Raw genomic sequence first — 14,385 nt, 5'->3', positions numbered from 1 at the left:
ATGGTGATTTGTGCTGAAAATTTGTGTGCCGCTATTGTAAAGCTTTCAATCAAAATGCGTGCGTGCGGCATTCAGGCTAAAATCAGGTTTTAACTTATTTGTGGTATTTCTTAATATGTTGCTTCTTACTCGTCGCCTTTGCGCGTTATTTTTGTCTTTGACGTTGATTTTGCCGTCACCAGTATGGGCCTGGGGCGCAGATGGTCACGAAATAGTGGGTGCGATGGCTGAACGCTTGCTGCAAAATACGCGAGCGGCGGAAAGAGTGAAACTGATCCTTGGCGGGCGCTCGATGGCACAAGTGGCAGGGTGGGCGGATTGTCTCAAGAATGTCAGTCCGGACCTACAATTCGAATATACCAATCCAGGTCGCTACGTGGATTGCAAAACGTTTGAAAATCCGGAAGATATCGCTGTTTTGACTGCTTTCGTGAAACGAAATCATGATAGTTGTTTTGCGACAGCGAAATCACGCGAGAGTTGCCATAAACATTACCATTACACTGATTTGAGCCTTTCGCAATCTAGCTATCAAGCGGGTGAGTTTGGTAGCGCCGGCGAAGATATCGTGCAGGCTTTGGCTGCTTCGATCGCCTATTTGCGCGGTGAAACGGTTCCCGCACCATTCCATTTTTCAAGTGAACGTGAAGCATTGTACATGTTGATCCATTTGGTAGGAGACCTACACCAGCCCTTACACGTGGCCGGTGTGTATTTGGATGCGGATGGACAAGTGGTCGATCCTCTTTCTGTGTCATTGAGTGTGGCTGGATCAGCATCCACAATTTCCGGCACTCAGGGGGGAAATGCGCTTCAATTTGAAACAACGAATTTGCACTCACTGTGGGATAAGGTCAGCCCGAATGTAAAGGAACAATTGCAGATGCAGGCTCAGCAACAGGGGCTCGCGGCTTTGCCTATGATGTCCCCAGAGCAAATACGCTTGGCGCCACAACTTTGGGCAAATGAGTCATTGATTGATGCACGGAAAGCTTTTGAGGGTTTGAGCTTCGGCAAAAAGACAAATACACCGCGCGGCGATCGCTGGAATGTTGAACTACCGTTAAAATACCGTGAACGTGTAGAGCAAATGCAGATTGTGGAAATCAATAAGGCAGCATTTCGCCTGGCCGCTTTGCTGAATTCGATTTATGCCTGAGCCTGTGACACAGCCCGGGTAGTTGCTTCAGTTTTGGTTTTGTTCGATTTTTTGATTATTTTTTGTGGTTAAACATCAGGAGTGTTTATGGCAGTTTCTCCCTTCGGTAGGATAGGACAAGCAATTAAGTTCGTATGGAACGCGGTCGACAGTAGTCGTCGCTTTGTGATGAACTTTATTTTTCTCCTGATCGTGATTCTCATCTTCAGCAGTATGTTTTCTTCGAACAAAATTAAGGTCGAAGAGAAAACCGCGGTGGTCATTAATTTTAAGGGTGACCTTGTTGAGCAGCACCCCGGTAGCGCAAGTGATGCATTTCTGGCAGAGCTGCAAGGCGATTCGAAAAAATCGACCCAATTACGCGATGTCTTAACCGTATTGGAAGCGGCCAGTAAAGATCCGAAAATCACCAGTGCGGTGCTGATGCTCGATAATATGCAAGGTGCTGGTCTGCCAATGTTGCGTGAAGTTGCAGCAGCGATTGATCGTTTCAAAGCGAGTGGCAAGAAGGTGATCGCTTGGGGTACAAACTACGATCAACGTCAGTACTTTTTGGCGGCGCATGCGAATGAAGTATATTTGCATCCTATGGGTACGGTAATGTTGACGGGCTTTGGTCGTTACCGTAACTATTACCATGATGCTTTGGAAAAAATCGGCATTACGGTTAATGTCCTGAAAGTAGGTACCTTCAAGAGTTTTGCTGAGCCATACATTGCTAATGGGCCATCACAATCTGCTTCCGAAGCAGAGGCTTTCTTGTATAACGCGATGTGGAAAATTTATACTGACGACGTTGAGAAAGCACGCAAAATGCAAGCGGGTGCGGTAATGGAAAACATCAATAAATTGCCAGAGATGTTAAAGGCTGCTAACGGCAGTGTGGCGCAGTTTGCAGTGGATGCAAAATTAGTTGATGGCTTAAAAACACGTGATGACCTGCGCCAAATGATGTTGGCAATGGGGGCGAAAGATGAGCATTCTAAGAGCTTTAAACAAATCGCTTTTGATGAGTACCTTGAAAATCAACGTAAGCTCGAGTTTGGCCCAGCAGTGGGTGTGATCATCGCCGAAGGTGAAATTAGTGACGGCAATGCGCCGGCAGGTTCGATTGGTGGCTTATCGACGTCGAACTTGATTCGTAAAGCACGTGAAGACGATCAAATTAAGGCTATCGTATTACGCGTAGATTCGCCAGGTGGTAGCGCGTTTGCGTCTGAATTGATTCGTCAAGAATTGGAGTTGACTCAGAAAGCCGGTAAGCCAGTCATTATTTCTATGGGTAATCTGGCGGCATCAGGTGGATATTGGGTGTCAATGTCATCTGACGAAGTCATCGCAGACCAAGCGACAATTACCGGTTCTATCGGTGTGTTCGCGATCTTCCCAACAGCAGATCGCGTGATGGACAAGATCGGTGTTCATACAGCAGGTACGACGACGACTTGGATGGCAGATTCGTTTAACCCTTTGCGTCCTTTGAATCCACGCTTCGCAGAAGTGATACAGTTGGGCATCAACAATACCTACAGTCAGTTCATTACCAAAACAGCGGCTGCCCGTAAGACCACTCCAGAAAAAATTGATGCGGTAGCTCAAGGACGTGTGTGGACCGGCGAGCAAGCGAAGGAGCGTGGCTTGGTCGATCGTTTAGGTAGTTACCAAGACGCATTGAAGTCTGCAGCTGTGCGTGCCAAATTGGGCGACGGATATCGTGTTGCCTATATTGAGCGTGAACCTTCAAAATTTGAACGTTTGTTTAGCGCCTTTGGTGACTCTGCTGCACAAGCAGTGAGCCAACAGTTTAAGGTTGCAGTGACACCTACAGGCGTACCTCCTGCTGCTGCAGCTGATATGGTCAAAGAATTGAGCTGGTTAGCGGATATGCGTAAAGATAACAAAGGCTATATGGTGATGACGCATTGTATGTGCGGCCCGCAATAAGCTTTAGGACTTACGCAAAACAGACGCTGGCGTTGTTGCTTTCGGCTCGCCGTGCAGAAGCACTGTCTTCGCCTCGGCGCCTAGCCAGCGGAATTTTGCGTAAGTCCGTTATAAGGGAACGAGAAAAACAGACGTTGGCCTTGTTGTGTTCGCCTTGTCGTGCAAGTGCATTGTCTTCGGCTCCACGCTTAGCCAGCGCAATTTGCGTAAGTCGTTAGTCTAGGAATTGAATTTCTTCACCAACAAAAAAGCAGCCCGTGGGCTGCTTTTTTGTTGGCGTGACTAGATACGATTAATCACGTTTTGCGCTATTGAAATAACGCTGCATCACCGCTTCATTGATCCCCAATGCGTTATTCGATGACACTGGCTTCAAAGGCGTTAATTGCGGTGGATTGTTGACGAACGGCGTAATACCAAAGTTCTTGTGAATCTCGCTTGGATACATCAAAAAGCCGCGAGTGATCACAACTGATGCTTTGCGCACATCTTCAATATTTTTGGTCGGGTCGCCATCGACCAAAATGATATCGGCCAGTTTGCCAACTTTGATGGAACCACGGTCAGACTCCGTACGAGTAAAAATGGCACCGTTCTTGGTGGCCACTTGCAAAGCTTGTGCTGGTGTTAAACCTGCTTTCACCAACATCGCGAGTTCCGAGTGCAGTGTGAAACCTGCTAATTCATCTGTACCTGCGACGATAGGCACACCTTCTTTATACAAGCGTCCGACAAATTCCACCATTTTTGCGTATGACTTCTCATGCTGCTTTAATGCCGCATCGTCTTCGATCTTCATGGTACCAACCGAGAAACCGCGGCTGACATCTGGCGGCATATGGCTAGCAATGGTCGCGAACGGTTCGTTAATATCACCATCTTTTTGCTTCAAAAATGCAAAAGTCGCGAGCGTAGGATCGAGTGCAATCTTTTTGTCCTTGAGTGTCTTCACGAAATTCTTGACTGTTTTTGAATTGAAGTCGATGTCTGCGGTTTTCTTAGCAGGTAAGTTAAAACGATCAAGGGTGCGCGTATCTGTCTCGGGTGTGGCGAGGAAGTTCAACATGATTTGATTGATATGTTGGATTTCATCGTATCCTGCATCGATTGCTTCGAATGCGCGCAAACCAACTGGAATATGTCCCGAAACACGTAAGCCGCGTGAATGGGCGTAAGCAACGGTTTCTTTTAAAATCTCTTTAGGGAACGAGTTGTAGATTTTGAGCTGAGGATAACCGTGTTGCGCATACCAATCGATTGCGTTTTTGGCGCCAGCAAGATCCTTAATCACGAAACCATTGTTCGCAGAAAATGGACTTTCTCCCTCAAGGAAGCCCGCCGGAACAATTTGTGGGCTAAGTAATTTGCCATCGGCAACTTCATCAATGATCAATTGTACTTGAGCATTCTCGTTCCCCAGATCACGGACCGTCGTGACACCTGCCGCGATATTGAGGCCACCATCCCAACGACCGACATGGCCATGCATATCAAATAGACCTGGCAGCATAATACGACCGGCAGCATCGATTTCTGCGTTAGCACCGCGCACAGGAGAACCTGCTGGCAAAATTGCAGAAATACGGCCACGCAGTACGTAGACGTCGGACAGTGCACCGACCGTCGCTTTGTCGCTATCAAAAATGCGGGTGTTTTTGATGACGGTCAAGCCTTGCAATGGATGTTGTAGTCTCTTTGCCCAATCGTTGAGAACTTTAGCTTCCGCAGATTTCTGAACTTCTGCCATCGCATCTGCATTCTTTTCCCAACCTTCTTCCAGGGCTTTCATATAACCTGGAACAATGACGCCAAATAGGCGTGGCTTGTCGCCGGTCGTTGCCCACATAAAACTTGGGGATAGGCCAATTCCTGTTTGTGCCAGTAATTGAACTTTTTGTTTCTTGTCGCCGTTCGTGACTTCAAGCTCAGCAATTTTGGTCTGCGATAACGTACCCGTTGGCAGTAAAGGCAGTTGATTGTTTGGAGAGGCAGCTAAAGCTCCAATCGAGATAGAGCCGATTTCAAATGAACTATTGAGTGGAATATACAAAGCAGCGCCATCGACTTGCTTACTGCCCTTTTCGGAAGTCGACTGCCATTGCGCTTGTTTGCCGTCACGGCGGAAACTCTCATTGATGGGCGCACCGAAAGTTGAAGTGCCAGTGACTTTAAATTCGCTGACTAGTCCATCGCCACCAAGACGGATTTCTTCTTTAAGTTCTGGTCCGCGTCCATTGTCTTTGAAAACGAAACTGACTTTAATTAAACCAGAGTCGTCACGTTGCACGACATGTTCACCGGCTTGTTTGCCATTCTCTAGAAAAATGAGAAATTTCGTGGTTTGTGTATCGGCGAATGCAGACATCGCATACAAAGAGAAAATACTGCTGGCAATGATGGTTTTAACGATTTTCATTCAGAGGCTCCAAGAAAATTTGAGGATGACATTGAAACTACTGTCTAAGAATACCTGCGATACAAACGGATCGCATGAATTTTTCGATTGAATGCAAAGTTGAGTGATGAAATGACAATCTGTGTGGATGAACGGTTTAGGTGCTGACGCAGGGAGATTCCTGAACGATTTTAATCACGACTTTTTTGATCCGTATTGGCTGTGTTGCCGCCTTGCAAGGGCGATGCAATTCGCCGGGATAAAATACGGCGAACATCCTTGGTGTTAGATGCAGCTTAGTTTCGTTTTCTTGCGTCGCTACAAAGGCAATATCACGCTCCTTCAGAAAATCTTGAGTAGGAATGAGGTCTTGATTCGCGGGTAAATAACCAATGATTTCTTCACCCTGCAACAGGCATTGCACATCGATATGTCGTTGATGGAATTCGGGGAATCCTGTATCCCAATATTGGGTAAGAGGATCTTGCACCAAAGCGAACATTTTTCCTTCTTCGATTTCATATCGGCCAGGTTCTTTTTCAAGATAGTCGGTAAGACGCAAGTGATCGATCGCTTTTTGGATCTCAGGAGGCAACAGGTGACTTGCTTGGTCGAGGTGAGCCAGTATCATAAAAGTGCTAGGTAATTGCGAGATAGAGACCTTGATTATGGCAGAACTTTGAATTTGACCACAGTAATTGTCGAAAACGCTGTATCAAAGCTTTCTCCTCAGAGTGGCATGCGGTAGACTTGGCTCAATAGATAGTATTTGTGGGTGAAAGTCCGCTGACCGTGTTTCCTATCAATTCAAGAACTGATTCCTATGTTGACAGCAATTATTATTGTGTTTGTTTTGACCTATGTGGCGATTGCGTTAGAGCATCCGATTAAGATCAATAAGTCAGCGTCTGCCTTGCTTGGTGCCGGTTGTCTGTGGACGATTTACGCCATGTCGTCGTCTTCTCCAGAGCTTGTTGGAAACGAGCTGGGTGAGTCGCTGATGTCGACCGCGCAGATCGTATTTTTCTTGATGGGGGCGATGGCCATCGTGGAAGTGGTCGATGCTCATAATGGTTTTGAAGTCATTACTTCTAGAATCAAAACCAGTCGATTATCTTCCTTGATGTGGCTGGTCGGATTCGTGACTTTCTTTTTGAGCGCCATTCTCGATAATCTGACTACTACTATTGTTATGATTTCTCTGATGCGCAAATTACTTGCGGACAAAGAAGATCGTATGTTGTTCGCTGGCTTAATCGTGATTGCTGCTAATGCGGGGGGCGCATGGACACCGATTGGTGATGTGACTACCACGATGTTGTGGATTGGTGGACAAATTACTGCCATCAATATTATGAAGACCGTGTTTCTGCCTAGTTTGATTAGTCTTTTGATTCCACTTTTGGTGATGACGTTTATGATAAAGGGCCGGCCGGTCGTGTTGCCAGCAGAGCGCGGAGAAGATCTCTCATTTCACGCTGCGTTTGAACGTAATACCATGTTTTGTTTGGGACTAGCGATTTTGATTTGTGTCCCACTATTCAAGACTGTTACACATTTACCCCCATTCATGGGCATACTTTTTGGCCTTGGCATCTTGTGGATGGTTGGTGACTTGTTACACAAAGAAAAAGACGAGGCACACAAAGAGCGCTTGACCTTGGTCAGCGCTTTAACCCGTATTGATATGGCCTCAATTATTTTCTTTATTGGCATTTTGTTGGCGGTTGCTGTGCTGGAACACACGCATTTGTTGGCAAATCTGGCGACGAGTTTAGAGCATGCGGTGGGGCGCCAAGATGTGATTGTGGTATTGATCGGACTAGCAAGTGCAGTCGTCGATAACGTGCCCTTGGTTGCAGCTTCAATGGGTATGTATAACTTGGCGCAATATCCCGTTGATAGCTTCTTGTGGGAATTTCTGGCCTATTGTGCTGGCACAGGTGGGTCGATTTTGATTATTGGATCTGCTTCGGGTGTGGCTGCCATGGGTTTAGAGAAAATTAGTTTTACGTGGTATTTGCGTAAAATTAGTTTGCTAGCTTTAATTGGCTATTTTTCGGGTGCAGCCGCTTACATGCTGCAATATCAAATGACACATTAAGCCTTGCATGGGGCTACTTAATCTTACTCGAATTGAGTTGAATCGGAGCGACTTTGTCCGCTCTTATTTCTTTTCCGCTGGGTCGGGAAGGAGACATGCATCAACGATCTGCAGATCATTGTCTTTGGCAAAACTTAAGACGAAGTGATATGCCAATGGCTCAATCTCACGCAGCGCTTCGTTAACTACGACTGAGCGAACACCATCAAGCAGAATAGGGCGTACATAAGGGGAGTATTGCAGGTGTGCGTTGCGCCCACCTTCTGGACGGAAACAAGACATCGCTCCACACAGGCGTTCTGCCCAATCGCTAGGGCGAAACTGTTTGCCATCACTGGTTAAACCTTGGATGAAAAACTCCCGTTTCGGTGCTGATGGATTGACTGAAGAATCTGTCATGGGGTTCGCTTGTACTGTCCAAGAATGAAGATGTTGTCGAAACCTGCTATATGCATTTTGTCTCTCACCACATGCGATGTTATTGGATTCTGTTACTGGCTTCGTAAGTGCAACAAGGTAAATCTTTCGCGCTTACTAGGTGTTCATTGGTGACGGAATCGAATCACGTATGTATTATATCTTATAGAAGACTTACAGACGTTTACTCTGGAAAAAAGTCTCTAAAAAATTTCCGTGGTGCAATCTCGTCAAGTATAGTGCAAATTTTTTCAGAGTAAAGCGGAATTGCGACGCATCGCATTTCTGTTGTTTGTCTGTGAAAGTGAACTTTTTGTAGGCTTAGAAGGTCTCTCATGAGCGAATTACGATTTTAAGTACATCGATGTAAGTAGTGTTTTTTGCAAATACATTCCAAAAAGATTAAGGGAAATAAGCATGTTGAAGAGAGTAAAAGTTTTAACAATGACAGCAGCGTTGCTAGCAGCCTTCGGTTCGAACCTCTTGCTGGGCAATGCAATTGCCGCCGATAAGACGTCAGAAGTCAGTGTTTTCTCCGACAAAGATTTGAATACAGCTGCTTGGTTGCGCGATGCAGCCCGCCTTGATAATGCGAGTTATCGTATTTTGGAATCTTTGACGACCGAAGTCGGGCCTCGTATGGCCGGTACGCCGGCCGATGCACGTGCTGTTGCGTGGGCAGAAGCAAAATTCAAAGAATTAGGATTTGATAAAGTATGGAAAGAACCTGTGACTTTTCCGAGCTGGCAGCGGGGCGAAGAGAAGGCTGAAATTGTTGCTCCTTTTCCGCAACCTCTAACCATCACTGCATTGGGTAATAGTATTGCGACACCTGCAGGTGGCTTGACGGCAGAATTGGTGCAGTTCGCAACCTTCAAGGATTTGCAGGCAGCATCTCCAGATGCAGTGAAAGGTAAGATCGTTTTCATCAACCACAAGATGCAAACAGCAGCCGATTATGGCTCGGTGCAAGCGGGGCGTACCAAAGGCGCATCGGAAGCAGCACGCAAAGGTGCGGTGGCGATCGTCATTCGCTCAGTGGGAACGGATAGCCATCGTTTTCCGCACACCGGCGTGATGAACTATGAAGACGGTGTAGAGAAAATCCCAGCGGCAGCAATGTCGAATTCGGACGCTGATATGGTTGTGCGCATGATTAAACGTGGTAAGCCTGTCAGTTTAAAGCTCAGCTTGAGTTCTGGCGCTAATGGCAGCTACACTTCTTACAACGTTATTGGTGAAATTACGGGAAGTGAGCTTCCAAATGAATATGTGCTGATGGGTGGTCACTTGGATTCTTGGGACTTGGGGACTGGCACTATCGATGATGGCGCTGGTTGTGCGATTACGATGGCTGCAGCAGAATTTATTAAGCGTCAAGGTCTGAAACCTAAGCGTAGTATTCGTGTGGTCTTGTTTGCTAATGAAGAGCAGGGATTATTCGGCGGCAAAGCCTATGCTGCTGCGAATGAAAAACAAATTTCGAAAATTCAGGCCGCAGCCGAGGCAGATTCTGGCCAAGGCCCAGTCACACAGCTGTCTTCTTTTGTTCGTCCAGAGGCATTTGCGGTGGTTAAACAGATGCAAGCCGTAATGGCACCGCTTGGTGTTGTTGCCGGTGATAATAATGCTTATCCAGGGCCAGATATGGGCAGCTTACGGTCGCTTGGTGCTGCTAGTTTTGGATTGACCTTGAAAGCCGATGATTATTTCGATCTGCATCACACGCCCGACGATACTTTCGATAAGATCGAGCCAGCTCGCATAAATCAAGCGACCGCAGCCTTTGCAGTATATGCGTGGATGTCGGCGAATTCGCCGGTCAACTTTGGTTCGGGCCAGGAGCCACTGAAGTCGAGAAAATGATCACGCTAATTAGTTAAGTGAATCGTTTCAATGTTCAGCACCACCCTCTGGGTGGTGTTTTTTTTTGTCGAAATATGGCGCGATACCAACACAGATCAGGGTTAGTGATAAGGGAACAGTTGAAATGAAGCCGAGGTACTTAAACCCTGACGCACCGGCGATGCCACCAACAAAAAAAGCGATCACTAGAGAGCTGTGTAGTCGAAGCTTATGACGATTTGCACGAATATGTGCCTCTTCGCCTTTATCCTTGTCGTAGTTCCAATAGCATAGTTTTCCTAATTCGATGCCAATGTCTGTGACTAATCCGGTGACATGAGTCGTACGAATTTCTGCGTGTGAAATCTTTGTGATCAGAGCGTTTTGTAGACCCATCATGTAACACAAGAGCATCGTCGTGAACGAAACAGTAATGAGCTCATGTTGCGAAAGTCCATGGCCGACCATGCCGAAAAAAAGCAGGAGGATCGCTTCTAGAAAGAGTACGGGAGAGTAATGCATCGCATAGGAATTCCGCTTCGCGTAGTTGATCCAGATCGCTGTCGTTGCAGAGCCAATGATGAAAGCGATCAACATGAGTATTGCAGCCACTGCTGGTATATATCGAGACAGAATTAGATCATCTGCCGCAGTCGAAATTATCCCTGTCATATGCGAAGTGTATTGCCCAACAGCGAGAAAGCCACCTGCGTTTAATGCTCCTGCGATCCAGCTTAATACCAATCCCAAATGTAGGTTTGATTCTTGGGTGCGTTTGGGAGAGGTGAGCTTAGCAATGTAATGAAGGGTCATTCTGATTTTTAACTGAGTCGAGAGAGGTGCTATTTACCTCTTCTTTTTTACACCTCAAATAGATGAAAGTCTAGTAAAGCAAAAATATCTCAGTTTTGTTACCTCAAAACATGGCTTTTTTGAAAATATTTGCTATTAAGACCACTGAAAATAACTGGTCTACATCGTTCAGTGAAAGTGGTGTGGCTTTTTTGCGAATGGTATGTTGACTTGTATCAACATACCATTCGCAAAACACCAGTGATTGAATGAAAAAAATAGCTGCTGAATCAATGGTTTAGAAAATGTTATATCAATGATCTTCTAATACCATTTTTGGAATGGTTGTAATACCAATCAAATAAAGTTAATACCACATGAATACCGCTTGACAGTTGGTATTAGCGAATCTAAAGTGAAGACTCTTCGAAAATTTATATGTTTGGCTTGCATTTGGTCTCGAAACTTGAGATGCGATGAAGTAAATATTCCTGTGGGGGGAATTTCGAAGTCGCATCGAATGCGTTTGAAGTTGGTAAGTTTGACTCTTGAGCTGGAAGTCGTTGTTTGTAGAAGTGGATTTGATCTAGTTCTACCTTTCAAAACATGAGTCGTCGTTTTTCAAAAAAAAGTGGTAACGAGCGCTGGGTAAATAGGCTGTTGTTAGTTTGCCGAGCATTGAACGTTTTTTATGGAAGTCTTGGGGGAATAAATGAAAAGTAATTTGAAGCCTAATCTGACGCCAATCGCCTCTGCTGTGACGGTGTTGATCATGACTGCAGCAATGTCTGCGCAGGCGCAAGAAGTCGATACGAAGAAAGGTTTGAAGGAAGAACCGCAACAGATTATCGTGACGGGCGTACGTGCAGCGATGCAGCAATCTTTGAATCAAAAACGTAACGCTGAAGCGCACGTTGAAGTGATTACAGCTGAAGACATCGGCAAAATGCCGGATAAAAATGTAGCTGACTCTTTGCAGCGCGTTTCTGGTGTCACAACGAGCTCCGCTTCTGGTAACGAAGGTGGTTTCGATGAAAATGACCGCGTCAGTATGCGTGGTACGAACCCTAGCTTGACACAAACTTTGATCAACGGCCACAACATGGCTGCAGGTGATTGGTTTGTATTGAATCAATCTGGTGCTGGTGTGGGCCGTTCAATTAGCTATACATTGTTGCCATCTGAGTTGGTTGGTCGCATTGAAGTGAATAAAACGTCCCAAGCTAGTTTGGTTGAAGGTGGTGTTGCGGGTTCGATTAACGTGATCACTCGTAAGCCATTGGAGTTCAAGAAGCAAGTAACTGCTGAAGCTGCTTTGGGTGTGGTTTATGCAGACTTGCCAGGTAAGTCTGATCCTCAGTTGTCCGGTTTGGTGAACTGGAAGAATGATGCGAATACTTTCGGTTTGATGATTCAAGCGTTCTCCGAAAAACGCAGTCTGCGCCGTGATGGTCAAGAGATTTTAGGTTGGTCTCAAATCTCTGCAACTAGCCCAATGGCTAAGACAAATCCGGATTTGGCTGGTGCTTACTACCCAAGTTTGATGGGTGCAGCTTTGTTTGAGCAAACACGTAAACGTACTGGTGGTTTAATTAGCGCTGAATTCAAACCAAGTAAAGAATTTGACTTGGTGGTCAGTGGCTTCAGTTCAACTCTGGATGCAGCTAACTACAATCGTAACTACATGTTGTGGGGTTCTCACTTTATCGATGGTGGTAACGGTCAAGCTCCTGAAGCTGGCTATCGTGTATCCAATATCAATGGCGTGAAGACATTGACCAGTGCAAATTTCAAACCTGTTGCTGGTACAACGTACGGTGTGTATGACCAAATTTCTCGTCCAGATGCGGGTTCTGAAGTTAATTTCTTTAGTACTGAAGCAACTTGGAAAGTTAGCCCAGACTTTAAATTAAATGGTCAGTTGGGTACATCTAAAGCGAAGGGTAAAACACCAACTCAAGACGTGGCTGAATGGAATGTCGGCGTTGGTTCCGGTGCAAGCTATAACATCAATGGCGTCGATCGTGCTGCAGATTGGAAGTTAGGTAGTACAAACTATTCCAGCGCTAAACCACAATCTTTGGGTTGGGTATTTGGCTATCAAAATACTTTGGTTAATGATTCTGAATCATGGGCAAAGTTGGATGGCGAGTATTCCTTAAATGAAGGTGTATTCACTTCCTTGAAGTTTGGTGTTCGCGGTACAGAACATAAACGTGATAGTGGTGCTGCTCTCGGTCAGGGTCCTGGTTGTAAGAAGTCTAATGGCTTGCAAGCGCCATGGGATTGGTCTCAATCTACTTGGTGCCCAGTTGGCACTGTAGCTCAAAACGATCCAGCAAAATTCCCATCGACAGTGAGCGTGTATCCATCTAACTACGGTTCTGGTTTGGGTGGTGCGTTCCCAACAGCTGTTTGGTATTACACGCCAGCTCAATTGGCTGAATTCAATAAATATTCAAACCGCGACAATGATGGCTCTCGCCTCGATTACTCCACACAGTTTGCGCTGAAAGAGAACGTTAACGCTTTCTACGTGCAAAGCAATATGGAAGGCCAAGGCTGGAGTGGTAATTTTGGTTTGCGCGTAGTTCAAACTAAAGAAACAGTAACTTCTGCTTTGACAGGCCCAGGTAAGAATCAAGCTGAATCTGCGTTCGGTACTTTCCATTTCGAAACAACTGAAAATACATACAACGACGTATTGCCAAGCTTGAACCTGCGCTTTGACGTACAAAAAGATTTGGTAGCACGTTTTGCTGCTTCCAAAACAATGACACGTCCTGATTTTGGCGCATTGGCTAGTGCAATTAGTTTGAGTCCACCATCTACTGCAACAGGTATCGGTAGCGGTAGTGGCGCGAATCCAAACTTGAAGCCAATTCGTTCCAATAACCTCGACTTCTCATTGGAATACTACTATGCACCACGCGCTCTGTTATCTGGTAGCGTGTACTACATGGATTTGACGAGCTATGTTGGTATTGGTCAAGTAACACGTAGTTACTTCACTACTAGCTCTGCAATTCCACAAGGTGCAATGGTTCCTTACGTATTGAGCGTACCAGTGAACTCCAGTGCTAAAGTGAAAGGTTTTGAGTTGGCGTGGGAACAGCCAATTATGAATAACTTTGGTTTGGCAGCGAACTACACTTACGCTGATGCAAAAGATGCCAAGGATCAGGAAGTTGTTGGTGCGTCTAAGAACACTTATAACTTGAGTGGCTACTATGAAGATGACACGTTCAATGCACGTTTGTCTTATAGCTACCGTTCAGCGTTCTATAGTGGTTTGGACCGTGAAACAGCGTTTTCTCAAGCTGCAACTGGTTCATTGTCTGCGTCGTTTGGTTACAAGATCAATGAAAACTTCGCGTTATCATTGGATGCACATAACCTCAACAATCCTAAGTTGAAATACTTTGCTTTGAACAATGACCAGCCACGTTCCATCTACCAAAGTGGTCGTCAGTACTACCTGACTCTGCGCGTGAAGATGTAATAGAAGATTTCTGTGAGTGGCGGTAGCTGCTCACAGTATCTGCGGTAGGCGTTGAAGGAGTGACGGGGCAGGGTTTGCTTCGTCACTTTTTTTTCGACGAAAAAGAGAGTTTCCCTATTTTGAGATCGATCTTTCAAAATTCTTCGATTGTCAAAATAAGGAAATTTTCTGCTGTTAGGATGTGAGTGACTAATGCATCAAGACAACAGAATTTGAAATAAAATTAA

General features: G+C 45.6%; 9 protein-coding genes. 5 read left to right on the top strand and 4 right to left on the bottom strand.

Annotation, left to right across the window (positions count from 1 at the left end; translation table 11 throughout):
- Positions 1-115 precede the first annotated feature (115 nt).
- Positions 116-1,159, top strand: coding sequence for a S1/P1 nuclease (locus H8K36_RS16615; protein WP_186917638.1), 1,044 nt, complete (start codon positions 116-118; stop codon positions 1,157-1,159).
- Positions 1,160-1,246: 87 nt separating this feature from the next.
- Positions 1,247-3,103: a signal peptide peptidase SppA gene (sppA, locus tag H8K36_RS16610; protein WP_186917637.1), complete on the top strand. Its 1,857-nt coding sequence runs from the start codon at positions 1,247-1,249 to the stop codon at positions 3,101-3,103.
- A 292-nt stretch (positions 3,104-3,395) separates the two neighbouring features.
- Here the strand turns inward: sppA and H8K36_RS16605 are convergent, their stop codons facing one another.
- Together H8K36_RS16605 and H8K36_RS16600 are read right to left on the bottom strand one after the other, a co-directional pair.
- Positions 3,396-5,519: an amidohydrolase family protein gene (locus H8K36_RS16605; RefSeq protein ID WP_186917636.1), complete on the bottom strand. Its 2,124-nt coding sequence runs from the start codon at positions 5,517-5,519 to the stop codon at positions 3,396-3,398.
- A gap of 136 nt (positions 5,520-5,655) precedes the next feature.
- Positions 5,656-6,129 (bottom strand): NanQ anomerase/TabA/YiaL family protein, encoded by a 474-nt coding sequence (locus tag H8K36_RS16600; protein ID WP_186917635.1) that lies wholly within the window; start codon positions 6,127-6,129, stop codon positions 5,656-5,658.
- Positions 6,130-6,321: 192 nt separating this feature from the next.
- Between H8K36_RS16600 and nhaD the strand changes: the two genes are divergently transcribed.
- Entirely contained in the window at positions 6,322-7,602 is a 1,281-nt protein-coding gene (gene nhaD, locus H8K36_RS16595; protein WP_186917634.1) for a sodium:proton antiporter NhaD, read from the top strand.
- Positions 7,603-7,665: 63 nt separating this feature from the next.
- Here nhaD and H8K36_RS16590 read toward each other — a convergent pair whose 3' ends face one another.
- Positions 7,666-8,001, bottom strand: a complete 336-nt coding sequence (locus H8K36_RS16590) for a DUF3579 domain-containing protein (RefSeq protein ID WP_186917633.1) — start codon at positions 7,999-8,001, stop codon at positions 7,666-7,668.
- Between the two features lie 435 nt (positions 8,002-8,436).
- Here H8K36_RS16590 and H8K36_RS16585 point away from each other — a divergent pair, with 435 nt between their 5' ends.
- Entirely contained in the window at positions 8,437-9,885 is a 1,449-nt protein-coding gene (locus H8K36_RS16585; protein ID WP_186917632.1) for a M20/M25/M40 family metallo-hydrolase, read from the top strand.
- Positions 9,886-9,912: 27 nt separating this feature from the next.
- Here the strand turns inward: H8K36_RS16585 and H8K36_RS16580 are convergent, their stop codons facing one another.
- The gene (locus H8K36_RS16580) at positions 9,913-10,677 is read right to left on the bottom strand and encodes a YoaK family protein (RefSeq protein ID WP_186917631.1); all 765 of its coding nucleotides are present in this window, start codon (positions 10,675-10,677) and stop codon (positions 9,913-9,915) included.
- Positions 10,678-11,368: 691 nt separating this feature from the next.
- Here H8K36_RS16580 and H8K36_RS16575 point away from each other — a divergent pair.
- Complete coding sequence (locus tag H8K36_RS16575; protein ID WP_230404750.1) at positions 11,369-14,158, top strand: TonB-dependent receptor; 2,790 nt, start codon at positions 11,369-11,371, stop codon at positions 14,156-14,158.
- Positions 14,159-14,385 lie beyond the last annotated feature (227 nt).

It is taken from the genome of Affinundibacterium nitidum, from assembly GCF_014284155.1.
GTDB lineage: Bacteria > Pseudomonadota > Gammaproteobacteria > Burkholderiales > Burkholderiaceae_D > Undibacterium > Undibacterium nitidum.
Note: the sequence above shows the minus strand (reverse complement) of the source record. Positions and strands in the feature narration are given on the sequence as shown.

Bases quoted from the DNA above. Each gene is read 5' to 3' on its own strand.
- H8K36_RS16580 (WP_186917631.1), bottom strand. From the start codon at position 10,677: ATGACCCTTCATTACATTGCTAAGCTCACCTCTCCCAAACGCACCCAA.
- H8K36_RS16600 (WP_186917635.1), bottom strand. From the start codon at position 6,129: ATGATACTGGCTCACCTCGACCAAGCAAGTCACCTGTTGCCTCCTGAG.
- H8K36_RS16615 (WP_186917638.1), top strand. From the start codon at position 116: ATGTTGCTTCTTACTCGTCGCCTTTGCGCGTTATTTTTGTCTTTGACG.
- H8K36_RS16605 (WP_186917636.1), bottom strand. From the start codon at position 5,519: ATGAAAATCGTTAAAACCATCATTGCCAGCAGTATTTTCTCTTTGTAT.
- H8K36_RS16575 (WP_230404750.1), top strand. From the start codon at position 11,369: ATGAAAAGTAATTTGAAGCCTAATCTGACGCCAATCGCCTCTGCTGTG.
- nhaD (WP_186917634.1), top strand. From the start codon at position 6,322: ATGTTGACAGCAATTATTATTGTGTTTGTTTTGACCTATGTGGCGATT.
- sppA (WP_186917637.1), top strand. From the start codon at position 1,247: ATGGCAGTTTCTCCCTTCGGTAGGATAGGACAAGCAATTAAGTTCGTA.
- H8K36_RS16590 (WP_186917633.1), bottom strand. From the start codon at position 8,001: ATGACAGATTCTTCAGTCAATCCATCAGCACCGAAACGGGAGTTTTTC.
- H8K36_RS16585 (WP_186917632.1), top strand. From the start codon at position 8,437: ATGTTGAAGAGAGTAAAAGTTTTAACAATGACAGCAGCGTTGCTAGCA.